The sequence below is a fragment of the Bacteroidota bacterium genome, from assembly GCA_016194975.1.
GTDB lineage: Bacteria > Bacteroidota > Bacteroidia > Palsa-965 > Palsa-965.
This window is the reverse complement of record JACQAM010000022.1, coordinates 72,082-98,250: the sequence shown is the minus strand read 5'-3', so window position 1 is coordinate 98,250 and position 26,169 is coordinate 72,082. Positions and strand designations below refer to the sequence as shown.

20 protein-coding genes and 1 tRNA gene are annotated in these 26,169 nt (G+C 44.3%); 7 read left to right on the top strand and 14 right to left on the bottom strand.

Going from position 1 to position 26,169, the window contains the following annotated elements:
- Positions 1–6 precede the first annotated feature (6 nt).
- Complete coding sequence (locus HY064_13660; protein ID MBI3511702.1) at positions 7–3,357, bottom strand: hypothetical protein; 3,351 nt, start codon at positions 3,355–3,357, stop codon at positions 7–9.
- 338 nt (positions 3,358–3,695) lie between these two features.
- On the opposite strand from HY064_13660, the gene HY064_13655 reads away from it, so the two are divergent.
- The gene (locus HY064_13655) at positions 3,696–4,256 is read left to right on the top strand and encodes a hypothetical protein (GenBank protein ID MBI3511701.1); all 561 of its coding nucleotides are present in this window, start codon (positions 3,696–3,698) and stop codon (positions 4,254–4,256) included.
- Positions 4,257–4,265: 9 nt separating this feature from the next.
- Here the strand turns inward: HY064_13655 and HY064_13650 are convergent, their stop codons facing one another.
- Positions 4,266–5,165, bottom strand: coding sequence for a class I SAM-dependent methyltransferase (locus tag HY064_13650; protein MBI3511700.1), 900 nt, complete (start codon positions 5,163–5,165; stop codon positions 4,266–4,268).
- Positions 5,166–5,294: 129 nt separating this feature from the next.
- Between HY064_13650 and HY064_13645 the strand changes: the two genes are divergently transcribed.
- From HY064_13645 to HY064_13630, 4 genes are all read left to right on the top strand, one after another.
- On the top strand, positions 5,295–6,830 hold the full coding sequence (locus tag HY064_13645; protein ID MBI3511699.1) for a glutamate--tRNA ligase: 1,536 nt from the start codon (positions 5,295–5,297) through the stop codon (positions 6,828–6,830).
- Between the two features lie 71 nt (positions 6,831–6,901).
- A complete protein-coding gene (folB, locus tag HY064_13640; protein ID MBI3511698.1) occupies positions 6,902–7,252 on the top strand; it encodes a dihydroneopterin aldolase in 351 nt (116 codons plus the stop codon).
- 30 nt (positions 7,253–7,282) lie between these two features.
- Positions 7,283–8,599, top strand: coding sequence for a carboxylesterase family protein (locus tag HY064_13635; GenBank protein ID MBI3511697.1), 1,317 nt, complete (start codon positions 7,283–7,285; stop codon positions 8,597–8,599).
- A 2-nt stretch (positions 8,600–8,601) separates the two neighbouring features.
- On the top strand, positions 8,602–9,144 hold the full coding sequence (locus HY064_13630) for a hypothetical protein (protein MBI3511696.1): 543 nt from the start codon (positions 8,602–8,604) through the stop codon (positions 9,142–9,144).
- Between the two features lie 106 nt (positions 9,145–9,250).
- On the opposite strand, the gene HY064_13625 is transcribed toward HY064_13630, so the two are convergent.
- Positions 9,251–9,321 (bottom strand) — tRNA-Cys (locus HY064_13625).
- 165 nt (positions 9,322–9,486) lie between these two features.
- Between HY064_13625 and HY064_13620 the strand changes: the two genes are divergently transcribed.
- The gene (locus HY064_13620) at positions 9,487–10,011 is read left to right on the top strand and encodes a hypothetical protein (protein ID MBI3511695.1); all 525 of its coding nucleotides are present in this window, start codon (positions 9,487–9,489) and stop codon (positions 10,009–10,011) included.
- An 8-nt stretch (positions 10,012–10,019) separates the two neighbouring features.
- Here HY064_13620 and HY064_13615 read toward each other — a convergent pair whose 3' ends face one another.
- Together HY064_13615 and HY064_13610 are read right to left on the bottom strand one after the other, a co-directional pair.
- Positions 10,020–10,499, bottom strand: coding sequence for a hypothetical protein (locus tag HY064_13615; protein ID MBI3511694.1), 480 nt, complete (start codon positions 10,497–10,499; stop codon positions 10,020–10,022).
- Between the two features lie 48 nt (positions 10,500–10,547).
- The gene (locus tag HY064_13610) at positions 10,548–10,976 is read right to left on the bottom strand and encodes a hypothetical protein (GenBank protein ID MBI3511693.1); all 429 of its coding nucleotides are present in this window, start codon (positions 10,974–10,976) and stop codon (positions 10,548–10,550) included.
- A gap of 141 nt (positions 10,977–11,117) precedes the next feature.
- Here HY064_13610 and HY064_13605 point away from each other — a divergent pair, with 141 nt between their 5' ends.
- On the top strand, positions 11,118–12,464 hold the full coding sequence (locus tag HY064_13605) for a VWA domain-containing protein (protein ID MBI3511692.1): 1,347 nt from the start codon (positions 11,118–11,120) through the stop codon (positions 12,462–12,464).
- A gap of 8 nt (positions 12,465–12,472) precedes the next feature.
- Here the strand turns inward: HY064_13605 and HY064_13600 are convergent, their stop codons facing one another.
- From HY064_13600 to HY064_13560, 9 genes are all read right to left on the bottom strand, one after another.
- On the bottom strand, positions 12,473–14,365 hold the full coding sequence (locus HY064_13600) for a T9SS type A sorting domain-containing protein (protein ID MBI3511691.1): 1,893 nt from the start codon (positions 14,363–14,365) through the stop codon (positions 12,473–12,475).
- 46 nt (positions 14,366–14,411) lie between these two features.
- Entirely contained in the window at positions 14,412–15,038 is a 627-nt protein-coding gene (locus HY064_13595; GenBank protein ID MBI3511690.1) for a hypothetical protein, read from the bottom strand.
- Positions 15,039–15,095: 57 nt separating this feature from the next.
- Positions 15,096–16,682 carry a T9SS type A sorting domain-containing protein gene (locus HY064_13590; protein ID MBI3511689.1) on the bottom strand — a complete coding sequence of 529 codons (1,587 nt, stop codon included), beginning with the start codon at positions 16,680–16,682 and terminating at the stop codon, positions 15,096–15,098.
- Between the two features lie 10 nt (positions 16,683–16,692).
- Positions 16,693–17,340 carry a response regulator transcription factor gene (locus HY064_13585; protein MBI3511688.1) on the bottom strand — a complete coding sequence of 216 codons (648 nt, stop codon included), beginning with the start codon at positions 17,338–17,340 and terminating at the stop codon, positions 16,693–16,695.
- A 3-nt stretch (positions 17,341–17,343) separates the two neighbouring features.
- Positions 17,344–20,382, bottom strand: a complete 3,039-nt coding sequence (locus HY064_13580) for a hypothetical protein (GenBank protein MBI3511687.1) — start codon at positions 20,380–20,382, stop codon at positions 17,344–17,346.
- A 56-nt stretch (positions 20,383–20,438) separates the two neighbouring features.
- Entirely contained in the window at positions 20,439–22,094 is a 1,656-nt protein-coding gene (locus HY064_13575) for a S8 family serine peptidase (GenBank protein MBI3511686.1), read from the bottom strand.
- Entirely contained in the window at positions 22,091–22,480 is a 390-nt protein-coding gene (locus tag HY064_13570; protein MBI3511685.1) for a PIN domain nuclease, read from the bottom strand. Before HY064_13570 ends, HY064_13575 begins: the two co-directional genes overlap by 4 nt.
- 8 nt (positions 22,481–22,488) lie before the next feature.
- Positions 22,489–22,680, bottom strand: a complete 192-nt coding sequence (locus HY064_13565) for a type II toxin-antitoxin system VapB family antitoxin (protein MBI3511684.1) — start codon at positions 22,678–22,680, stop codon at positions 22,489–22,491.
- A 68-nt stretch (positions 22,681–22,748) separates the two neighbouring features.
- Positions 22,749–26,147, bottom strand: a complete 3,399-nt coding sequence (locus HY064_13560; GenBank protein MBI3511683.1) for a T9SS type A sorting domain-containing protein — start codon at positions 26,145–26,147, stop codon at positions 22,749–22,751.
- Positions 26,148–26,169: the final 22 nt, after the last annotated feature.

Below are 26,169 nucleotides of genomic sequence, written 5' to 3'. Positions count from 1 at the left end.
CATGGGTCATTTTTGCTCTACGCCATTAAAGTAGACGTTCACTTTGTTCTTATAGAAAGGAGAAAGCGCCGGGGGAACGGTCCTCAAAAGCTCTGCTTCTTTCTGTTTCTGCCTGTTATACTCAGAAAATCCATTAGGGTTACTCTCCTGCTCATTTTTTGCTTCATTTGATTGCCTTTCATTATCCATTTCACGCTCTTTTTCGGCTTTTTCATACTCCAGCATCTTGTCGAGAATCTGTTGCTGGCGTTTAATGGTTTCTGCGGTGATCTGCTTATTCACGAGATCCGATTCGGATTCTTCCATGTCCTTTTGAGTTTGTCCGCCCGGTTTGGGTCCGCCTTCTTCTTTAGGATTATCTTTTGCTGCTTCTTCCAGCATGCGGCGAATGTATTCCTGCTGCGCCGCAAGTTTAGCCAGTTCTTCTGCACTTGCGTTTCCCTGTCCCTGCAGTTTGATCATCTGGTCATTCACCTGCTGTTGCATTTGTCTCAAACTCGACATGCCCGGTTTATTTTTCTTTCCATTGCCCGGCTTGTTGCATTTTCCTCCGCTACACTGCGATTTATTCTGCTGATTCTGCTGCGCCATCATACTCTCGAGCGATTGATTCAGCATCAATGCAAGATCATTGATGGATTTCATAGTGAGTTGTTCGCGTGCCTGCGCTTCGCCCACATTTCGATCGCTGAGTGCATTCTGCGAACGTTCCATATTCATATTGATATCCGTTATGGAGCGATTTACCATTGGAGAAATGAGTGGATTGCGTTTGCTGAGCGCAAGAAGTGAATCCTCGATCATTTTCGAATCGTCTTTCAGTTTTTTCTGCTGACGTGCAAGATCGGGATACTGCGGATCATTCACATTGGTATTCTTCACCTGGTTCATGAGCGCTTCCTGGTCGAACGAAAGCTGCAACAAATTGGAAAGTAATTGGCGAATGGCCTGCATGTCTTCCGACTGCTCTTCTGCATTCATCTCTTTTTGTGCCTCTGCAAGTTGCTGTGAAAGTTCTTCCATTTTCTGCGCCGCACTTTTCTGACTTGGCGATGCTTTTTTCGGAGAACCTTCATTCAGATTCTGCGTGCCTTCCCGTTGCTGCTGCTGAATCTGCATTTCCTGGAGATCAGTATTGGGAATGTTGTGAGGAACTTCCAGTTCATTATTCATCTGTTCGATCTGATCCATTTTCTGGCGGAAATCACTGAATTGTTTATTGAGCGAGTCCTGTGCTTTTTTCAAATCCTCCTTGTCTTGTTTATTCAGATTATTCTGATCCGATTTTTTTGCAAGCGAGTCCTGTTGTTGCTGCATCTGATTCAACTCTTTTATTGCATCGTCTAATTTCTGCTGCACCATCATGTCTTTAAAAAGATTCAATGTTCGATCAAGATCTTTCTGCGCATCCTTGTTTTCCTGTTTCATCTTATCGAGCGCCTGTTGCGTTTTGTCTTTATCGGAATTCTGCAACAACTGCTGCAATTGATCCACCATCTTTTTCATGTCTTCAGTGGAAAGCTGATCGAAGAGATCCTGGATCTGCTGTTGTTCTGCTGCGGCATTGGGATCATTCGGCTGAAATTCCTGCTGCTGATTTGTGTTCTCTGCATTTTTCTGCTTGAGTGCATCTATTTTCTGCTGCAGATCCTGCTGGCGGTTTTTCAGATCTTCGATTTGCTTTTTGTCTTCCCATGAAAGATTTTTCTTCTCCATGAGTTTCTTATACATGTTGTCTATGTCTTTTTGCAACGCCTGTGCATCCTGCAAACTCTGCTCAAGCTGATCGGAGGTCTGCTGATTATTTTTATCGTTCTGCTCTTCGAGATCTTTTTTGGTGGGGGCGTGAAAGATCATTCGCTGCGTGCGCGTTGATTTTGCTCCGTGCACTCCATCGTTATCCCATATTTCAAAATAATATTCTATCTCATCGCCGGCACTGATGCCGAGTTTTCCGAGATCCCAGAAATAATAGAACTGGTCGCGCTGCTGGGAAATGTTCACCGGCAGATTCACCGTTTGTGTTTTCTCATCGAGAATTTTCCCCGTTGAATCTTTTTTGTTGAGCGCGTGATACTGGAAAACAAGACGCGAGAATCCGTAATCATCTTTCACTTCCCCGTTGAAATAAAGTTTGAGTGACGAGGCGGAATCTTTTTTCTCATCGACGCTGATCATCGGGAAAAGATCGGGGATGACATTGATGCTGTAACGGATGGAATCTTTGCTGCTCATGAATTCATTGGCAGGGTGCAGAGAATAATTGCGGCTCTCGAGTAAACGCTTCGAGAAAGAAAAAATATTTTCTGTCGTTGAATGCAACGCATACGAAGTATCGCCAATGTTGAACGTGAACTTTTTGGTAGCGCGTGTATTGAAATTCCAGGTGATCGTGGTTCCACACGGAACAACAAGATCGCCGGTGTTGCGGATCACTTCATCTTTTTTGCCAATGTATTTCGGATAATGAAGCGACACATCAAAATTGAGGACAATTGGATTCGGCAAAACATCAACCGTGTATTCCTTAGAAGTAAATCCATCGGCCGAGAGGCGGAATGTTTTTGCTTTCTGAATATTCCTGAAAATATAATTGAAATTGATCGTGCTTTCTCTTTCGAGTTTATATTCATTTCCATCGACAAGCAAATAAACTGTTTCCGGAATTTCCTGCCCCGTAAGTTTCACATTCACTTTGAAATCTTCATTCTCCACAGCTTTCATCTGCTGATTTCCATTCACGATGAAACGAAACGGAGCCATGGTCTCATACGCCTCGCCCGGGTGCACGAGCCGGCGCGTACTTTCAACCAGCATTCCTGCATTGGTAAAAAGAATAACGAGAATGATGAAGAAAGGAATGAGAATGAATTTTGCGTGTTTCCTGTTTTCTTTAAGATCAATAGCCGCTGCGAAAGGAACCGGTTTCAGCTCTTTTATTTTCTGATCGATGCTCGCATGTATGAGCGCGGGACTCGCTCCGTCTGTCGAAACGTTCCGCCGGAGTTGAAGCACATTGAGCAACTTGTCCTGCACATTCGAAAAATGTTTTCCGATAATAGATGCTGCTTCGTCGTGCGAAATAATTTTTCCGATGCGGTTTAATTTGAATGATGGAATGGCAACAAACCGGGTGAGTACATAGGCCGCTGCAGAAAGAAATCCCCAGAAAATGGTAAGGCGTACCGGCGACTCAAAATGGGCGAAATATTCCAGCACTGCAAGAATGAGAAACCCGCTCAACAGAATTCCGCCCGCATAAAGCAACCCGCGTATCAACTGATTTTTGTAATACTTGCGGATGAACTCGTCGAGTTTCGCGATTAATACTTCGTAGCTGCTTCCCTTTATTTCCATGTTACTCCTCCAACAAATTTAGTGTATTAATAACGCAATCCCTGTATGAAAGTTACTGATTCGAAGGGGTTGCTTGTTAAAAAAGATGAAGCCTGCACACCTATTCCATACTCGCGGGGGATCGAATTGCGAATGCGAACAGCTTCGGGACGAAAAGGCGAAGTGCGGATTTGCGAAGTGCGGAATGAATATTTCTACTTTAGTGTTATCCTTAATTCACTTTGGCTTTGAAGCGCCTGTTTTTTGTCACAGTTATTTTGCTTGGTTTGCTTCGGCAAATTTCTTACGGACAAAACCGTGATAATTCTGTTTTGATTGGTCGCAATGATTCTTTGAAAATGACAGCCGTCAAAGTGGCGTTCAACTATTATTTACTCATCAAACATAAAAGCAAAGTCGACAGTTTATTTATTGACAAGGACGAAAATGAATATAATTCTGACACGTGCATTATTTCAGCAAAACAACTGGATGGCATAGGGCATCCTGAAATTATTATTGACTGCAGGAGAACATTTGTGATGTACAATAGAATGGGCAATTACAGTTTTTCTTTTATGCAAATATGGAATCCTGATTCGAAACAGAAAATTTTCGACGTGAAGTATTTTGAATCTTCCTGGAGTTACGATAAATCTGCTGCTATGTCGGCGGAAAAAATACTAAATGATACGACACTTGATGACTCGCTACAAAAAGTAATGATCAATGATCTGCCAAATCCCGAATCAAGTTGTTATTATAAATGCGAAATTTCATTTACAAAGAACGGTTCGATCGTAATTAAAAATGCTGACTTGCAGAATGATTCTAATTTGTGTGATACAGACAAAAAAGAAGGAACTTATTCGTTGGTTAATGGAGTGTACATTCTCAAAGAAGAAAATACAGGGAAATAATTTGTTCCTCTAAATCTTCTCCATCCTTCCGAAAACTCCCAATGGAAGAACCGATCCGCTTTTAGCTTTCAAAAATAATTCTCCGGTTTCTACTTTTCTTCCTGAAAATAAATTCTCGAGGATCATTGCGGAAAATCCGAGCGAGTAGGCGTTGAGAATTAAAAAATGTTCTTTCTCATCGAGCAATTCTACCACACCCTTCACCATCTCATTTATATTTTCTTCCAACTTCCATTTTTCTCCATTGGGGCCATGGCCATAAGCCGGCGGATCTAAAATTATTCCGTGATATTTATTTCCCCTGCGAATTTCTCTCTTCACGAATTTCAACGCGTCTTCCACCAGCCAGCGGATATTATCGAGATTCGAAAGTGCCATGTTATCATTCGCCCACGTCACCACTTGCTTTATAGAATCAACATGCGTTACGTCTGCGCCTGCTGCGCGCGCCGCGAGTGATGCGCCCCCGGTGTACGCGAAAAGATTTAAAAATTTGGGCGCCCCAAGCTCACCTCCTCGGTCCCCCGGTGGGGGAGGGTCTGCGCACATTTTTTTTATAGCCGAATAAATAAAATCCCAGTTCACCGCTTGCTCGGGAAAAACGCCAACGTGTTTGAAAGATGTCAGTGCGAGACGAAGTGTGATCTTTTTGTGATCAGGAAATTCATAGGAAATATTCCAGCGCTCCGGCATTTTCTTCAGCATCTTCCATTCTCCGGCGGAAGAACTCCGCGGAACAAATTTCGTGTGCGCTGTTCTTTCCCATTCTGAATTCGAAAGCGTTTTATCCCAAACAGCTTGCGGCTCGGGGCGAATGGTAATATATTTTCCAAACCGTTCGAGCTTTTCAAATTCGCCGCTGTCGAGGAGTTCGTAATCTTTCCAGTGAGTAGGAGAGAGGAGTTGCATTTGGTAAAGATTCAAAAATTCAATGATTCAAAGATTCAAAGATTGAAATTTATTTCCCGCTGAATAATCTTTGCATAGCGCAGCGGTTTGAATCTTTGAATCCAAGTACAGAGATGTATCTTTGCAATTATGGAAAATAAAAAAGTTCGCGTGCGTTTTGCTCCGAGTCCAACGGGCCCTCTTCACATGGGTGGTGTGCGCACGGCATTGTACAATTATCTTTTTGCAAAAAAAAATAACGGCGATTTCATTCTGAGAATTGAAGATACCGATACAGAAAGATTCGTTCCCGGCGCCGAAGAATATATTATTGAAGCATTGAAATGGTGCGGCATTGAGCCGAATGAAGGAATTGGTTTCGGTGATGGATCGTGCGCGCCTTACCGCCAGAGTGAGCGCAAGAGCGCGGGCGTGTATGCGCAGTACGCGAAGCAACTCATTGATGCGGGCCATGCTTATTATGCATTCGATACGAAGGAAGAACTGGATGAGCAGCGCGAACGTTATAAAAAAATGAGTCATGAATTTGCTTACAACGCGATCACGCGGCAGGAATTAAAAAATTCATTGACACTTTCGGAAGACGAAGTGAAAAAAAGAATTGACGCCGGTGAACATTATGTGGTGAGAATAAAAATTCCGCGCGCCGAAGAAATTCGTTTGCATGATCTTATCCGCGGCTGGGTGGTGGTGCATTCTTCACAACTCGATGATAAAGTTCTTTTCAAGAGCGATGGCATGCCTACTTATCATCTTGCAAATGTGGTGGACGATTACCTCATGAAAATTTCTCACGTCATTCGCGGAGAAGAATGGTTGCCATCGGCGCCGCTGCATGTTTTGCTTTATCGTTATCTCGGCTGGGAAAATGTAATGCCGCAATTCGCGCATTTGCCTTTGCTGTTGCGCCCCGATGGAAATGGAAAATTATCGAAGCGCGACGGCGATCGTTTGGGATTTCCTGTTTTTCCATTGAGCGGAGAACTGAAAAATGCTGAAGGTAAAATGGAATCGTTCACCGGTTATCGCGAAGCAGGATATTTTCCCGAAGCGTTCATCAATATGCTGGCGTTGCTCGGCTGGCATCCCAGTGGAAACCAGGAATTATTTTCGAAAGAAGAATTGATCAACGATTTTTCATTGGAACGAGTTAGTAAATCGGGAGCGAAGTTCGATGCGGAGAAAACGAAGTGGTTCAATCAATCGTATCTGCGCAAACACAGTGACGAAGAATTAGCTGAATTACTTTCCGCAGATTCAACATTGAAAATTCAAAATTCAAAATTTCTTGTCGAGGTTTGCCATCTGATGAAAGAGAAAATAAATTTCGTCCATGAGATCTACGATCAGGGGAAATTCTTTTTCGAAGATCCGGTGGCGTATGATGAGGGCGTGATCAAAAAACGCTGGAACGACGATTCTAAAAAATTCATTGCGGCGGTGAAAGAAACTTTTGCAAATATGTCGGCGTGGGGTGCTGTTGATTGTGAAACTGTATTCAAAAAAACCGCAGAAGCAACTTCCACAAATCCCGGAAGCGTGATGCAGCTTTTCCGCGTATGCGTGAGTGGAGCAGGAGGAGGGCCGGTGTTATTTGAGATGGTGGCGTTGCTTGGCAAAGAGACAGTGGTCAGAAGATTGAATACTGCACTAAACAAATTATAAATTCCGAGTTTTGTCCCGAGGCTTCGGGATTGAATTGCTTCTTTATTCACAATTCAAAATTCAAAATTTCATTGGGAACAATTCACGTAAACGGAATTCGCCTCTACGCCTACCACGGTTGTCTTCCTGAAGAAGCGAAAATCGGCGGAGAATATTTGGTGGATGTAAAAATTGAAACGGATCTTGCGCGCGCGGCAAAAACAGATGCGCTGGAAGATACGGTTGACTATTGCGGAGTTTATGAATGTGTAAAAACAGAAATGTCCGTTCGTTCTAAACTCATTGAACACGCTGCACAGCGAATAATTAATTCATTGCGGAAAAAATATCCGGCCGTAAAATTATTTTCCGTTACCGTGAAAAAAATAAATCCCCCGATGAATGCGGCGGTAGATGATGTTTCCGTTACGATCGAAGGTTGAAGTTGACTGCACATTTCGTAATTTTCATAAGTGAAAACCCGTATTTGCATTTTTTTTATTCATTTTCTACTTTTCTCCGCTTCTCTTTTTTCGCAGCAGGACGAGTATTGCATTGACGGAAGATTTTCAGAATCGCCTTATTTCAGTTTATCACAATTGCGTTATGATACCGGGATGATCTATGGTTACGCGAAAAATTTTTCTACCGGCAATACAGAAGCGCTGAAGATGGATATTTTTTATCCTTCCTTCACTGACGATTCGCTTACCGCACGCCCATTCATTCTCATGGTACACGGCGGCGGATTTTTACTCGGATCGCGGCAAACGCTTACTTATTATTGCGAAGAATTTGCGCGGCGCGGATTTGTTTGCGCTACTATCGATTATAGAATGGGGTGGAATTGCCCGAACACAACAGGCAACAGCATTACCGATTCCTGCGGAGCAGATTCTTCTTTACTGAGAGATGCAACTTATGAAGCCGCGCAGGACGTTCGTGCTGCGATGCGTTACGTGAGTGAAAATAAATTTTACTGGGGCGTTGATCCCGATCATTTTTTTGTCGGTGGCCCGAGCGCGGGATCCATCGCGGCAGTGTGCGCCTCTGCGTGGACGCAGGAAGACGCGAATGCGTTTGCTCCCGATGCAGAAAATATTCTCGGTGCGCTCGACACTTCCGGTAATCAATTCGCAGGAAAATATTCTGTACGCGGCGTCATTGACAATTGCGGCGCCATTCCCGGTGACACTTCATTGCTTTCGATGATGAAAATTCCGATGATAAGTTTTCATGATGAATTCGATTGCGTAGTGCCCATCTATTCCGGAAACATATTCGGTTGCTGGGGAAATGTTTTTTACACGATATACGGATCGTCGGCAATGCACAATTCAATAACGCGGAACGGCGGTTGTTCTGAATTGAACATCATCAACGGAAGTGGAAATCATTGCGGTTATCCCGATTCACTTATTGTTCAGCGATCGAGTTGTTTTTTCAAACGGATCATGTGCAATTCATGTTACAGCTATACCAATGCTGTTGTCGGAAGAATTGATTCCTGCGCCAATGCTCCTTACGTTTCCATTTTCGATCAGCAGCCCGTGTCGATGACTGCGGCAATTAATCACGATGATCTTAAAATAAGTTTCGGAGGTTTTACGCCTATGAACGGAAAACTTTTTTTCACCAATGAACTCGGGCAGGAAATGGGTTCGGTAATTATTCCTGCTCATTCACGTGAGGTTTTGCTTCGCACAGAAAATTTTCCTGCCGGAATTTATTTCGTTTCATTCGACACCTCCGGTGAAATTGTACCTTTAAAAGTCCTCATCACACATTAAACATGAAAAAATATTTTACACTGCTATTTATCGTCCTTGCTTTTTCCTGTGTTCCCCGGGCGAATAATGAAAAAAATGCAGTGCTCGGACATTTCGAAAAAACAACTTTTGCCGATTTTGAAAGAATAAATCAGTGTAATAAGTTACTCGACCAATCGTGGGTGGATGCGATGATGTGGGTGGAACAACAAGGAGGGACAATTTATAAAGACAAACTGCGGCAATTTGTAGATAATGAATCGAAGGAAGTGGCGGCAGATATTGAAGCAATAAAAAATGATTTTCCAATGACATCCGATAAAATGATTGCTGCAAAATCAGAATTGGATCAGCTTTTGGTTTCTTACAAACAAATCATGGATCAGCTGAAAGATTTCAAATCCTATGATGATCCGGCCGTTTTATTTCCTGTGCATGCTTCTGTTTTCGATGGTGATGGCGACTACGAAAAAATTTACCAGTCACTCAAAGAACAATTGCATTTTGCAGAGGTAGAAATCCGCGATACCGCCGACCAGGAATTGAGTCAGTTGCAGGCGAAATGAGTATCAGGATCGTTTCTCGATAAATGCGATAAGAAATTTTACAAAAAAAATCGGCAATCGTTTCTGACTGCCGACTGCCGCTTTTTTACTGGCGGCTTTTTTTAAGAGGTCCCGAGCAGATTCGAACTGCTGTAGCAGCTTTTGCAGAGCTGAGCCTAGCCTCTCGGCCACAGGACCTTTTAATTAAAAAGGGAATCAAAAGTAAGAAAAACGAAGCTAATACGAACTTCCGAAATTTCTGTTCCGCTAATTTGGCACAGTATTTTCTTTTACGTCACTGAACTCTTTTTTTGACTGCTGTCGGAATATTTCTACTTTAGTTTTTCAAACACCCTCATCGCCATGAAAAAATTTTTGATCTTTTCCATTCTCCTCTCTCCGTTCTCCGTTCTCACGGCGCAAACAACAACTACAACTTATGCCGACTCTGTTGCGGGATTCGCGCTCAATATTCCCGCAGGCTGGGATCAGCAATCATTCGACAAAGGAGAAACCGCCTTCCGGTCATCGAATGCCGATGGCACCGGCATCTTTGATGTGAACCTTAAAAAATTAGACGAAGGCGTAACAGCAAAACAACATCTCGAATACCTCGAAAGTTTTATGCCTGCTGCGGGTTTCAGCAAAAATTTCATGTCGGAAGAAAGCCGGAGCATTACCGGCGCCGATGCCGCTGCGGTGGGCGCCGATGATATTTACGGTGGCGCATATACCATTGATAAAAACGGTGTGACCATGGTGCAGATGATTTTCGTGTACCGCAAAGGACGTTATGCATACATAACAGTTCAAACCTGTCCGAAAGATCAGCTGAAAGATTTGCAACCCTCGTTCGCTGTGTTCTACGATTCCTTTCACATCATCTGATCAATATATTATTCCCCGTTTTCATTCTCCGCATGAGGAGCGTCGAAGCGATCCATGTAGTAGAGATAAAGAAGATAGTCGTCGCCGCAGAGATAGGAGACCCGTTGTTTAATTGCTGAAACAAGTTGCTGCCCGCCTTTTGCTTTCACTTCTTTCCCGCGTCGCGATAATTCTTCCAGCAATTTATTAAACACGGGCTGGTTCCTGTTTTCATTCGTACAGGCAGAAATAAGAAGCTTCCGGATCTTCTGCGCCGTGATCTCATCGTCCCCGTCGAGCAATTTTATATTCTCCTGATTATATTTATCTGCAATTTTCTGGAAAGGTTGCGGAAGCGGACTGGGATGCCGGTTCGCATAAACCGATTTCAATTCTCCGCGCACGATCGCGCGATAAAAATCATCCGTTTCTTTTCTTGATTTGCCGGATGAGTTTGCCGAAATGATGATGATCAGCAATACAACGGCGGCGATGATGAACCAGGTCATGTTGTGCTCCTTTCTTTTTGTTTGTGAATTATTTCGTGAATTATTTTTTTACATCGGTTCTGCGATCCAGTTGTGCTGCGAGTTGGTCATGCCGCACGAAGAACTCATGCTGTAAGTTCCGCTTACAAAACTCGCATCAGGAAAACTTCCTATGGAATTTCCTTCCGCTTGTCCCTGCACGGTGCATCCGCATCCGCCCAATGAAATAGTAAACGTCCATGAATCGCCATAATCGCTTTTTGCAATGGTGCCGCTTATTGGAATGCGAATGCTGCCTCCGCCTTCGCAACCTATCCACCATCCCGGACTATCATCTGTTTCATTAAAAGTTCCGCTGTAGGTGAATGGATATATGGTGACATAGGCAACTTGGCCTGCATCATCAGTGAGTTTCCATTTTTGCGCACCGGCTTGTGCGTTGAGCGCGCCGCATAATGCAAATGCGGCAAATAGCAGGAGGAGGAGGTTCTTTTTCATGGCGAGTCGGTTTTGAATTCTGTCTTCCTAATGACGCGCCGGTAAAAAAGATACAGAAATTTTTTCCGGCCCATGCCGGCTTGTCCATTTTGGTTTTACGGGTTGGAGAATGACTATTTTTAGTCAACCATAAAACTGCGCGTGAACAGAAATTTTTTTCTTTTTATCTTTTTTCTCATCGCCTCCGCGCATTTTCTTCCGGCGCAGAATAATCTTATTTCCAATCCGGGCTTCGAAGATTATCTTACTACGTTGCCCATGAATAATTTCTGCGACGATAAAAATATGCCCTCGGAATTTCTTCCCGGGTGGACACATCCTTCCACGGGTTGTCCTGATTACTGGAATGGCGATGCGATAGTGGGTGATGAATACAATCGATTTGTTGCAGGCGCGGCTCATTCGGGAAAAGGAAGAGTGGGGCTGATGCTCTACACCAAAATGGAAACCAATGGCCATTCTATTGATGATGATGACGTGGACGATTACATGGATTTTATGCAAACAAAATTGAAAGAGCCGATGGTAGCCGGAGAAAAATATTACCTGGAATTTTTTCTGAAGGTCGATGTGCTCTCTTCATTCAACGCCGGAAGTGTGGGCGCACTTTTTTCTTCCGATGCTTATGCGCCAATGGGAACAACTGATGACAGGAAACCGCAGATCGTGATGACAACCCTGTCGATGTTGTGTGATACGAACTGGAATAAAATAAGCGGCTATTACATTGCAAGTGGAGGAGAACAATATCTCACCCTCGGATGTTTTGGTTGCTGCCAATCGTGCAATGCACATCACAAACTTCACAGCCGTTCCCTTTCTTATTACATAAAACGCAATCTTTCGCTCGAGCTCGATTTCTGTTCCTACTATTACATGGACGATTTTCTGCTTACAAAAGATTCGGCTGCTTCACATAAAATAGAAAATGTTCCGGCCGATAATGTGATCATGCTTGTTGATGTTTCGCGTTCCATGTACGAAGGAAAATATATGGATGAACTGAAAACAGAATTGAAAAATTACATCGCGGAAAACGGGACGAATACAAAAATCACGCTCATCACTTTCGGATCAGGAATAAAAGTGTTACTGCGTTCTTCTTATGTCAATGACACTTCGCTCGTCGGAACTTTGCTTTCTTCATTTGAAGAGGGCGGCTCCACGAATATTGATAAGGCGCTTTCTGCAGGATACGCGCTCGCCGATAGTTTGCACGATCCGTCGGTGCGAACGCAGATCATTCTTTTCAGCGATGCGGAATTTCAATTGAAGAAAACAGAACAGAAATTAATTCGTCATGAGTCGAAGACCAATCACATTGAATTCGCCGTTTATCATTATGGGAAACACGAGAATAAAGAACTGGAAAATGCGCTGGAGAAATGCGACGGATACTATGCAAAGGCGGGCGAAGAAAATATTTCAAAAACAATTTCGCGTAAAGAGCCGTGGGCCGATTCCGGCTGCAGTTGTAAGGATAAATGAGGGCGTGTTTATTTTGTGATCACCATTTTTTCCGTTCCGGTTATATTCCCGTCTGAAAATATACGGCACAAATAAATTCCGTCGGGCAGAAAACATTCACTTACAAAAAGATTTTTTGTTCCCGCAACAATTTCATTCCGGCTCACACAATTTCCTGTTGCATCAAAAATTTCCAGGAAGGAATTTTTTCCGGCCGCAGGAAAAACAAAATTCATTTCCCCGTTATTCGGATTCGGATAAATACTGAATGAGGTATGGTGCTGCATTTCCACAATGGAATTCGCCGATGTACTGTCGTGAATATTGATGTCGTCGATGTAAAGATTATTTCCAAAAGCATTAATGGATTTGAAACGAACATCGAGCGCGGGCGAGCCGGCGTACGCGCTAAGGTCAATATGTTCTGCTCTCCACTGATCGGCGGTGGGAACAAAATTATTCAGCGTGTCGGGCGCCGTCATCAGTGAGCTGTCTGCTTTTCCATAAATGCGCTGCCAACTCGTTCCGCAATCAATAGAAACTTCGATCACGAGCGAATCATGAAAAGCAGAATCATAGGAGGTGTAAGCCACATTGAAATCGAGGTAAATATTTCCAATGGTTGCAGAAAGATCAACCTGCGGTGAGAATAAAAAATCTTCCTGTCCCATGGGATTTGCATAATAGTAAAAGTTCATCTCTGCCGAATGCGCGCTCGCACCAAACCCGCCTACATTCGCACGCATCCACGTGGTATCGTGATCCAAATTGAGAATGCTCCAGTTGGACGGCGGAAAAATTCCGCTTTCAAAATCTTCAGTCATTGGAATCGTTACCGGGGCGGAGAGTATCACAAAATCAAAATATGTTCCGTCGTTCCAGATGTTCTGATCCGTGAGACCGTTCGGAGAAGAAGTTTGCGCGCGTATCGTGTGTGCGCCCGGAGAAAAATTCTGCACGGGAATATTGTACAACAAATACCATCCGGGAAGAATGGTGTTGCTGATTAATTGAGAATTCCACGGGCCATTGTCAACCTGGTATTTAACCAGCAGTGAGGTGATCGTGTCGGTGCCGAGATTATTTATCGTGAGCACGGGGGAAATATTTCCATTGCATCCTACTTGCGAAATTCCATTGATGTATGTCACGCCGGCATCAAGTAGAGCAGGATTAGGTTGGTCTGCTCCTGCCTGCAAAACTTCTTTCGTAAAATTATCCTGTATAAATCCTATAAATGCAACCTGGTTGATGTCATAAATATAATTCGGAACAGGAACAGCGTAGCGTAAGGTGTCTGTTTGTCCAACTATCCATGAAGTTGCGATCGCGGTGCCGAGTTGGTTCGGATACATTTTCCGCATCACATCAAAAAAATCGGTGGTGCCGTTCGTTCCAGGCGCAGTTGCAAAGTGAATATGCTTTTCGACCATCACACATTGAAATACGGGAGTAGCCATCATCACATTTTGTGTGCAAGTGATGATCATCATTACAAAAGCAGAATCGTGCGCACTATTGAAGTAGTGTGATACATCAATGCTGAACGGGGAAACAATAGAGGCCGCGCTGTCAACACGATTCTGATTCCAATTGTAAGGCCAGTCCATTCCATTATTCGGGCTTCCGTTCATGCGCGCATACGGCACATGCGGAACGCTGTAATAAAGTACACGTGCATTATTTTCTGCCGCATCCTGCGTGTACATGGGTTCGTTTCCATTGGGCCATGAAACGTGATCTGTAATTTTCACCACTTTGGTCGGGTCCGGATCGATGAGATTGGCAAAATAATTATCTGACGGTGCCGATGGCGGACAATTATCGCTCGTCCAGTCTTCAGCAAGAACAAGGCGCGAAGATTGTGCGAAGGAAAATATGAGAATGAAATTTGAAAGAATGAATAAGAATATTTTTTTCATCGGGTAATATTTTTTTGAAATGTTGTAACAAAATTTTTTGCTGTTATCATTGATTTACAGAAACCATTCCGGGGCGTGTTACAAGTTCATCGGCGCTGACCTGTCCGTTCATGAATACATCAACGAGAATATTTCCATTCACGTCGAGCGATAATTTACAGATGTGGTCGTTTTTGATTGCGGAGTTCGTGTGATCGTAAACGGTGTATTTGTTACGGTCGATTTTTACAAGGCCGCCATACCGGGTGCCAATCCACAATGTACCATTCTTTTCCTGCACAATGGAAGTAATATAATTGTCCGGCAGATCGGAGTTCTCATCATTCACTGTGAGAAAAGCAAATCCATCGAATCGGATCGCTCCTTTGGGCGTGCCTATCCACACATTTCCATTGGCACAGCAGCAAACTGAAGTGATGAAATTACTTTCGAGCGGAATATTTTCCGTGTCGTAATGAATGGCTTTCTTCGTTTTTTTATTGATTTTCCAGAGGCCTTTATCGGTTCCGATCCATTGGTAATTCTGATCTTCGGAAGAAGAAGTGATCACGGCATTGGAATCGATCAGTTCGCGGTACTCGTCTGTCACGACTTGCGCGCTTAGCTGAAGTGTGAGCAGGAACAGCAGGCAGAGCAGCTGTGTTTTGCGGAGAATGTTTGTTGGGTTTTTCATGAAGCAAACATAGGCCGCATGAGAAAGCCATTCAACTACATGATGGGGTAGGTGGGGTTAATGCTCAATGAGAATTCGCTGCGAAAATTGCGTATTGCCCGCTTCCACAAGAATGAAATAGAGTCCGCACGGAAGATCGGCGCCATTCATCATCACGCTTTGGTCTCCCGGTACAAATGTTCCTTCGTTTTCTTCACGCACCATTTTTCCTTCCGCATCGTAAAATGAAATTATTACGGGCGACGGATTTTCTAAAACAAAACTTATTGAAAAATTATCATTCGCCGGATCAGGAAAAATATTCAGTGCGGAAATATTATTCTGCAAAGATGAAATTCCTAATGCCGATGCGCAGAGAATGGATTGTCCCGGGCCTGCTCCGGCTACAATCGGGTTGGAAATAATATTTCCTGCCGGGGTGCTCGTGGAAAATAAATTCGTGACAACCGTGGGCGGTTGCGTAACAAGAGTGGGAACGTTCATCATTTCATTGCACCCGGTGAGTCCGAGATTATTTGTTCTTATTACATAGGCCTGCGGTGAAGAAATAAAACTGTCCGTATTTCCTGCGAGAATGAAACCATGATCGCTTGTTTCGTCAATAGACCAGATCTGTTCCATTCCTGATCCACCATACACATTCGACCACAATACATTTCCATTCGCATCAGTCCTGATCAGGTACGCATCGTTATTTCCAAAACCGAAACTTTTTGTCATTGCGCCGATCACGAATCCTCCGTAAAAACATTCTTTTATTCCGAGGCCATGATCAAAATTGGCACCGCCATAAGTTTTTGACCAATCCATATTTCCTGCCGAATCGGTTTTCACTACGTAAACATCTCTGAGTCCCGATCCAAAACTTTCTGTGAATCCCGTCATGATCGCTCCTCCCTCTTTTGTTGCATCCATTGCATAGACCTCTTCCAACCCTGTTCCTCCATATGAACGCGACCAAAGCACATTTCCCGATGCGTCGGTTTTCGCGAGATAAAAATCTCCGCTGCTGAATCCGTTTGTTACTCCCGAAATAAAAATTTCTCCGTTTGGTAATGCTGCCAGGGAAATTCCGTCTTCATTGGTTGATGTTCCGACTGTTTTCGACCAGAGAATATTTCCAAGCGAATCTGCTTTTATAAGAAAAACATCTGTGTTGGTGGAAAGAGAAGCATATCCGGAAAAAATAAAGCAGCGATCAATTGTTTCTTTCACACACTCGAGATAATCGTACGGGCCGCATGAAAGAGTATTCGTCCATTGAATATTTCCCGTCTTGTCTGTTTTTATCATTACCGAGGCGCTGCCGGAAGAATAGAGTTGTCCGGCAATTACGTAGCCGCTGTCGTGACTTTGAATCACGTAAATTCCATAACAACCGGAATATGTTTTTGACCATTGCAGATTTCCGGTTGCGTTCAGTTTGCTGAGATATGTTCCGCCGTTATATTGCCCTCCCATCACGATATAGCCGCCATCGAATGTCTGGTGCGCCGTCTTCTGATCGAACGTACCATTTCCCAGCGTTTCCTGGAAAACTACCTGCGCACGCATGAAAGAAAAAGAAAAAAGAAAATTCACCAGGAAAAATATTTTTCTCTGCTGAAATTTTTTTTGCGTCGGTGATGAAGGTTTGTTTTTCAAATTATTTTTTTCAGACCAGTTTATCACGCAAAGCTTTTGCCACCGCCTCCGTCATGGAATGCACGTGTAGTTTTTCATAAATATTCTTGATGTGAAAACGAACCGTATCAATGCTGATGGAAAGCTCGGCAGCGATCATCTTGTAGCTCGATCCGTTCGTGAGCGACGAAAGAATTTCTTTTTCTCTCGCGCTGAGATCGACTTCAGATTTTGTCGCGGGGGCATGATGCGTGCGGAAAAGCTGCAACACTTTCACTGCGATGGATGGGGTCATGGGCGCGCCGCCGGCTGCCGCTTCTTTTATTGCTTCGAGAAACTGAAGCGGCGCTGTTTTTTTCAGAAGGTAGCCCACTGCGCCCGCACATACGGAATGAAAAACTTTATCGTCGTCGTCGAACACGGTTTGCATCACCACTTTTATTTCCGGAAAATTTTTGTGCACAATCTTCACTGCTTCTATTCCCGAAATGCCCGGCATGCCGATATCCATCAGGATCACATCGGGTTTTGTTTCTTTTATATCGTCCGCCAATTTTATTGCATTGGGAAATGCACCGGCAAATTCCAGTTCGCTGTCGGAGCGGATGAGTACAGAAAGACTATTGCGCAAAGCGCTGTTGTCTTCAAAAATGCAAACACGGATCTTTTTTTTGTTCATGGCTCAGGATTCGAATTGAAATGAAATAGTAGTGCCTTGCTGAATTCCGGAAATGATGTTGAAAATTCCATTCAACTCTTCGATGCGCTGTTTCATATTGAGCAATCCGTTTCCGCCAAGCGATGGCCCTGTTTCTGCAAAACCTTTTCCATCATCTTTTACTTCTACATTTATTTTTTTGTCGGTGCGCCTGATGGTGACGGAACAATTTTCTGCTTCGGAATATTTTGCCACATTATTCACCGCTTCCTTCAGCACGAGATAAACATTTCTTCGCTGCTGCATCGTGAGCCGCACATCACCCAGCGTTTCCGGGACTGATAATTCAAAGCTGATCTGTTTGGCTTCGAAAAGTTGTTTCGCAAATAACTGCAGGCGATTCACTACGCTGTCGAATTTGTCATTCACCGGGTTTATCGCCCATACGATATCGCTCATGTTTTCCATTGCAGAACGCGCCGTGTCGCCGATGTTGGAAATGATCTCCGAAATATCCGGTGCTTTTTCTGCCGACATTTTTTTTGCCACTTCGCTGTAAATGGAAATACTGCTGAGCGATGAGCCGATCTCGTCGTGCAGATCTTTTGAAATTTTATTCCTGATCTCCTGCAGGCGCATCACCTGGCGCAGGCGCATGTAATACGCGAGCGCAGTGACTGCAATTCCCGAAAGAACACACAGCATAAAGAACCACCACGTTTTCCAGAATGGCCCGTCCACGTGAACGAGAAGCGTTTGCTCTACGGTATTCCATTCCCCGAAACGATTGGTCGCCTTCACACGGAAAATAAAATCGCCGGGCGGAAGATTCGTGTACGTGATGTGTTCTTCTTTTCCGCAGAAATTCCAATCCTTGTCGAATCCATCAAGCTTGTATGCGAAATTTGTTTTTTCGGGATCGATGAAATTTATTGCGCCGAAAATAAAATTCACCGACTTGTCCTTATAAGAAAGAAAAATTTCCTTTTCATCTTTCCGCAGGTCATGGCTGATGCCGGAAATTTCATACGCATAAATTTTCGCCGGTGGAAAATGCGGATTCTGAATAATGCTGTCGGGCTCGAATGCTACAAGAAAATTGTCGCAGCCAAAAAATAATTTTCCACTCGACGTGATCGTTGCCGGATTGTCGACAAACTGGTTGGAAGGAAGCCCGTCGGAAACAGAGAACGCGCTTATCTTCCCGGTTGCAGGATCTAGACGATTCAATCCATTCGCAGTGGAAATCCATAAAATTCCTTTTTTATCTTTCTGAATGCAGATGATATAATTATTCGAAAGTCCATCGGCCTGATCATATTGACGGAAAATATTTTGCGCCGCATCATAACGGTAAAGTCCTCCCTGCGAAGAACCCGTCCATATATTTCCATTGTTGTCGCGTTCCATGCACTGCAAAAATCCGCTGATGTGTCCATTGCGGTTGGAAGAGATCGTGAAAGTCTGCGAATGGAAATCGGAAATATTCATTCGCGTGATAGAAGGCGATTCAATGTGCGAGTACCACAGATTATTATTCTCGTCAATAAATGCATCCGTAGGCGAGGCCGTTTCGAGATGATGTGTGCGGTCTGCTTTCGAAAATAAAATTGCATTCCTGCTCACCGGATCATATTTGAGAATTCCGGTTTGCCACAATCCGAACCAGTAACAATTCTGTTTATCTCGGCACATGAAGGTGACATATCCTGAAAGATATTCGCGCAATGTATCCGGAACATCAAACAGTGTTACTTTTTTATTCTTCATATCGAGCCAGCACAACCCTCCATCGGTGCTGACCAGAATTTTATTTTCATCCGAAAAAATATTCCATACCCGATTGAAATCTCCCGTTAAAGGAAATCGTGTACAGCGTCCGGTTGTGGGATCGAGCGAATAAAGTCCGTTCGACATTGTTCCCATCCATAACATTCCGGCCGCATCTTCTTCAATAGCGATGGGGGCCTGCGAAGGAAACGCAGTCGAATCGGCCGGATCATTCCGGTAAACACGGAACTGTGTCTGCACGGGATTTGCATAATCAACTCCGCGCTTGGTAGCAATAAAAACAGTTCCTTCTTCGTCCATCATGATCCCCTGTATTTCTGCATCCGACATTGAATTCGGATCGAAACGATGCGGCATGATGAAATATTTTTTTCCGGAATGAATGTCAATGGAAATAATTCCATCGGTAATGGTTCCTCCCCAGAAATGATCTTTGTCGATGCGACAGATAGACATGAAATTAATGCCGTGCATGCCTTCGGCGTGAACAGAATCAAGGACGTGCGTGAATATATTGTACCTGTACAATCCCGGAAATCTCCAATTGACAAACCAGATCAGGGAATCTCCTTCTGTTTGCATTCCGCCAATGAATCCGCGGTTGAGAAGAGGAATATTCTGCGGATTATTTTCACTGCAGAAAAAATGTTGTCCGTCGGTGGTTAAATAAACGCCGGTGAACGTGGAGATCCACAAGCCATGTTTCGTGCTCCACATACATTTCGGAACACAATGAACGCCCTTGTTCTCTGCATGAAGATCTTTTTTCGGAATGAGTGTGAATTTTATTTTGTCCGTTGTGGCGCAAACAATTCCATCTGCAAGCCCCATCCATATTCTGTGATCGAAAAAACAAACAGAGCGCACGCCTTTATAAAATAATATTTGCCCGTCGCCGGTTCCTTCGCTGGAATAGTTGCTGAATTTTTTTGTTTCGGGATCAAAAACACTGAGCCCCCCCTTGGTTGCGATCCATAGCATTCCGCGATCATCTTCACAAATATCATCCACTTCGTTCGTCCCGAGTGAAAGAGAATCGTTGTCGCGATGAACATACTGAACAACATTTTTTCCGTCGAAACGATTCAATCCGTTTGCCGTTCCTATCCAGAGAAAACCATAGTGATCTTTAAAAAGGCAATTCGTGTAGCCGGAGGTCATTCCTTCTTCAGCGCCGAGGTGGCGGAAGATGGGCTGCAGCCCCGCAATGGCAGAAATGCTGCAAAGAAAAAAACAGAAAAGAAAAATAATCCGGCGGGAACGGGTTTTCATTCGTGTGCAAATTACAGAATGTTCCCGAAGGTAAACCTACATGATGATGTAGTGAATTATTTCACGATCGCGAACCTTTGTGAAAGCAATATTGTTTCGCCGTTTTTCACCCGGACAAAATAAATTCCTTCGCCGAGGCCTTCTTCATTCACCGGAATATTTTTTTCTCCTGCATTCACATTTATCGTCTGCACTAATTTTCCCGTTGCGTCATAAATTTCTATCACGCCGTGTTCGGTTGAATTCGCCAATGAAAAGATCATTTCCCCGTTATTCGGATTTGGATAAATGCTGAAAATATTTTCTTCCGTTTCATTTGTATTTGCATTCAGAATAATATTCGACAAACAATAATCGGGAATGCCATATCCTTTGTTGTTGTCGGGCGCCGCCCATTGGCTCGAACTCATCTGTATCGCGTGACGCAATTGCATATTCGTGTACGAAGGATTCGCCTGCCACAAACACGCTGCGCCTCCTGCAGACAATGGCGTTGCAAATGAAGTTCCGCTTGCCGCAGTTACATTTCCGCTCGTGTTCACCACGATCGCATTCACGCCACATGCGCTGATGTCCGGTTTTATTCTTCCGTCAGATGAAGGTCCGCGTGAAGAAAAATTTGCGAGTGTTCCGCTTGCATCTACTGCGCCAACAGCAAGAATTGAATCTGCATCAGCAGGAGTTCCTACGTAATACCACGCCGATGTTCCGGAATTTCCTGCGCACGCAAATGTGAGCATGCCCACGCGCGCCGTGAACACAGCCGCAATCGCGCATGCAGAAGTGCGCCCGTTCATATCCGCGTACGTGTGATTCTGTGATGCATCATCGAATTGCGTGTAATAAAGTGAAGTGGAAATAATATTTGCGCCAACACTATCGGCATATTCAGCGCCCGCTACCCAATTATCTTCTTCAATGATATATTCGGTTGCTGCTTCTTCTGTGCGCAATAAATAATAAGACGCTTTCGGTGCAGTGCCTATCATCTGGCCCGGAATATTCGCTGCCATATCGGAAAGACACATCGTTCCATGTCCACCTACACCGTAAACGTTCGTGACGCCTGCAACAAAATCATACGTGCCGAGAATGCGGTTATCCGTGCGGAGACTGTCGAATGCGCCAATGGTATTCACATTCATGAATCCATCATCGAGCACCGCAATCACCACTCCGGCGCCATTGTAACCTGCGCTGTGCATGCAGTCGACATTGATCTGGTGTACCTGGTTGTAGGAAATTCCATAGTTGTAATTTAACACAACCTGCTGTGGGGCGCCTTCACGTAAATTTTCATTCGAAAATATTTCCTCGTCATTCGGTTTTTCTCTTCCTGAAACAGGATTTTCGAACCGCTGTACCGGAGAAGTGCTGATCACAAATGAAAGTCCGCTTATGGCGGTGAGCGCTGCCGCATCGGTCGTGGTAATGGAAATTGCATTCAGCCAGCGGGAAGAATAATTGAACGTGACCGCGCCGGTAGCAAGCACCTGGTTGATGTAAGACGGATTCACAGGAAGATCATACCACGTAACGGCAATGCCTTGGTTTGTTCTTCGCTGAATACTTTGCGGAGAAAGAAACGCCGATGGATTGGAAGTAGAGTAGGGCGTTCCGTTTTTGTCTGTGAATTTCACCCAGTATTTGCTGTAGGCGAATACGTCGGTGCAAATAATAACCAGCAGGAGTGTAGGAATAATATTTTTCATCCGAAGATTTTTAAATTAGTGTGGCGGGCAATGCGAAGGAAATCATTGTCTTTATGCAGAAGCGTTGAATTGCTTTTTATGGCGTAATAAGCAATGGTGCAATCATTACTCTTCCTGATTGTAATTCCTTTTTTTCTCATTTCACGGAATAGTTCTGCCGCACCAACTGCAACCTCAACAGGATCGAGTGAAATAATTTCAAATCCAAAAATATTTTCTTTCACCAACTTATATTCCTGGTCACTTTTTATTCCCTGGAGAATTTCCTGAATAATAACGGGACACAACACAACCCCGGCGTCGTCTTCGATCAGTTCATGCAGCAATTTTGATTGCTTGTTTTTTACTCCGTTGATCGCATCAATCCAAACAGAAGTGTCGACCATGGTACGGTTCATGATCTGCGCATATCGTTAAGATTTCCTTCCCATTTTATCTTTCCGAAAAGATCTTTCATTTTTCTCCGCTTCATGTATTTTACAAAATTTTCAAGCGCCCGCTCCACTACTTCTTTCTTGGTTTGTGAATGGCTCAGACGCATGGCTTCGTTCAGAAGTTTGTCGTTCAATACAATATTGGTTCTCATTTGCGGATTTTCATTATACACAAAAATAATCAATTTTATACACATTCGCAAAACTGGAACGCGCCGGCTTATTTCGCAACAGAAATTCTTTGCGTGTGTAGGATCCCGTTCTCATTTGCCCTCAACAAATAAATTCCTGAAGGAAGATCGGAAGTATTGATCGTGAACCGGTTTATTCCCGGTGATGCGTTCTCCTGCTTGCGCAGAATTTCTTTCCCGGTCACATCATACATCACGAAAAGAATTTCTCCGCCGCGGCCGGACGACCATTCGATGTTCACCGCATTATCTGCCGGGTTCGGATAAACAGAAAATTCTGAAGTGGAATTCTGCGGTGAAATTCCCACTGCATTTCCGCTGATGTTGATGTTGTCGATATACAATTGGTTTCCGTATCCACTCTTGGCAATAAAACGAATTCTCATTGGAGAATGGCCGGCAAGTGAATCAAGATGAAGCGTGTCTGTTCTCCATTGCGCGGGCGCGGGAACAAACGGTGTGGCTTGCGCAGGCGCAGTGGCAAGCGAGAGATATCCTTTTTTGTACAGCACCGTTTCCGTTCCGCCACAATCAGAATAAAGATCGATGAACATGCTGTCGAGATAAGTCGGATCGTAGGGCGCATAGGCCACGTCAAAATACAGGGTGATCGGCGCTACAGAATTTGTAAGATCGATGAAAGGAGTTGCAAGCACATCTGTGCCCGATGAAATATTATAAAAATCTGCCATCGCACTTTGCCCGTTCGCGGTATATCCTCCGCACGCAACCGATCTCGACCAGAGCGCGGATGAGTTTTCTAATTGCCAGTTTGCCGGCGGAAAAATATTATTCACAAATCCTTCAACGACCGGAGGCGGAGTTGCGCCAACGGCATTCGATAAAATTGTGAACGATCGCGTGATCGTGTCGTTGTTGTTGTTCATGTCTGCAAGTAAATTCGGATTTGCTGTGTACGCCACGAGCGTGTGTGCGCCCGCAGTGAGATTGAAAACAGGCAAAGTTATATTCGCTATTGCTAAAGAAGCAAGTGTTCCGCTCCAGTTGTAAACCTGCCACGATTGCGCATCCATTTTGTAATGAAGTTCTGCATTGAAGATCGTGTCCACGCCCGCGTTGCGTATGCGTATGACGGGCGCGATCGCGGTGTCGCATGTTGTAGTCGGAGGATAGGACATACCGAACGCACTTGCATCAAGATTTACCAATGAAGAAACCTGCAGATCACTTTCCCATATTCCTCTTCCGTAAGTTGCCGCGCGGAGTTTGCTCACTCCGTAATTTATTTCCAGTTCATCAATGATCACATTGGGCATTCCATTATTGTACGGCAGCCAGTCGTTCATGGTAGCGTCCATATAAAAAACACCGAGATCCGTTCCGAGATAAAGAAGATCGTTACTTCCGTTCTGGTATTCGATGCAGTTCGCAGGAATATTCGGAAGTGTTCCCGAAACATTCGACCATGATGCTCCTCCGTCATTGGTATAATAAACTTTATCGGGCGCAGAAAATCCGGAGAACGTTACCCACGCCGAATTCGGATCAGAATCTTTTATTGTAATTCCTGAAATCGCAGCGCTTCCAACAGGAAGTGTTCCGGTAATATTCGTCCACGTTACTCCGCCATTAGTTGTTCTGTAAATGTGCCCGAACGTTGCAGCATAAATACACTGCGGATTATTCTGACAGATCTCCAGCGAATACAAACAGCCGCCATCAAATGCACCATTGGAAATATTATTCCACGTTACTCCGTTATCCGTCGATTGCAATACATCAGTCGATCCCATGTACATAATGTCGTGATTCGAAGGATCCATAATGAGCGGCGAAGTCCAGTCGCAGCCAAATGCACTCGTAGGAGAAAAAGATGCGCCTCCGTCGGTTGATCGCTGGAATGCTCCGTTCTGATAAGAAACAAAAACAATATTGTCATCGGAATAATCCACGAGACATTCTTCACCATCTGCGCCGTAAACATGATTCGCCGTACTCACTCCTGTCACCTGGTCTGTTCCGTTGTCCTGCGCGCCCCCGTATATGAGCGAAGGCGTGAGCGCAGAACCGCCGATGCGATAATATTGTTTGATGGCAATTCCTCCGCTGAGATCACTCCACGTATTTCCCTGATCGGTGGTTTTAAAAATTCCTCCATCGTTACAGGAAAAAAAATTAGTAGCGCTTCCCGGAAGAAATTTCAAAGCGTGATTATCGGCGTGAACATAATTTGTATTCGGCCAGTTATAGTCGGAAGTGGTTGTCCATGCCACTCCTCCATTGGTAGTTTTGGCAACACTGAGTCCGCCGGTGGCAAGAATATTTTCATTCGTGGGAGAAACTTCAAGCACCATGTCGTAATATCCATAAGGCGTGCAACTGGAAGAAGGATCTGTTCGCACGATAAATGATGTTGCTGAATTATTGGAATAATAAAATCCACCGCCTTCGCTCCAAACATAAACTACATTCACATTTGCCGGAGTTACAGCAATGGAAGTTCTTCCGGTTGATGTAACAGTCGGCACATAATTCCATGTTCCCCCGCTGTTGGTGGAAACGATCACGCCCGTGCTGTCGCCTGCGTAAAGCGTACCTGATGTTCCAGGTTTCATTTCCATATCATAAAATTTTCCCGAACGGATGCTGCTCCACGTTACTGCCGCATCGGTGGTTTTGAAAATTCCCTGGTTGGTGGCTGCATAAAGAATGCTGGCATTGGAAGGATCGATGATCAGGCGCTGGATGAGCGTAAGATTCATGAGCGCATAATTCAGCCCGGTTGTGTTCCAGGACAACCCGCCATCTGTTGATTTCAAAACTCCTGCGGAATAATGTCCCCACACTTCGTACTGGTAATAAATTCCGTATTTGTCGCCGGTTGCGATGTACATCGTTTGCGGATTGGAAGGATCAATGACAATATCAGAAATGCTCAGCGCAGGAAGAAGATCTGTATTTGAAAACCACGTTACTCCTCCGTCGGTAGATTTCCATAATCCTCCGCAAGCGGCGCCGATCCAGATGATATTTGAATTTGCAGGATCGAATGCAATGCAATTTATTCTTCCTGCGCCGCCGCCGTTTCCGGGAATTACATTGGGCCCGAAGAACGACCAGTTGGCAGAGGCCACATTCATATTCGAATGCGGGTATTGATTTTTATACGCCTGGTATTGCTGGAAAAGAATTTCGGGGGAAGGAAAATTCCCGCTCGGAAAAGTGCGCTGTTCTGCAAAAGATTCCCAGCGTTTAAATTGCTGGTAGCCGTCGTCCTCGGCATTTTCCGATTCCGTATCCGACGGTGTTTTATTTTCCCAATAGGAATTGAATGCGCGCTGCACATCATAAAAGTTCGCCGGTTTCTGCGCGTTGCGGTTGTTGAGCCCGTTTTGATTGAGGTATTGCTGTGCGTTCAGCGCGAAAGAGAACAGGGCGGCAAGAAAGAAGGTGTAAATATTTTTCAAGTTGCAGATTTTTTTAGTGGGA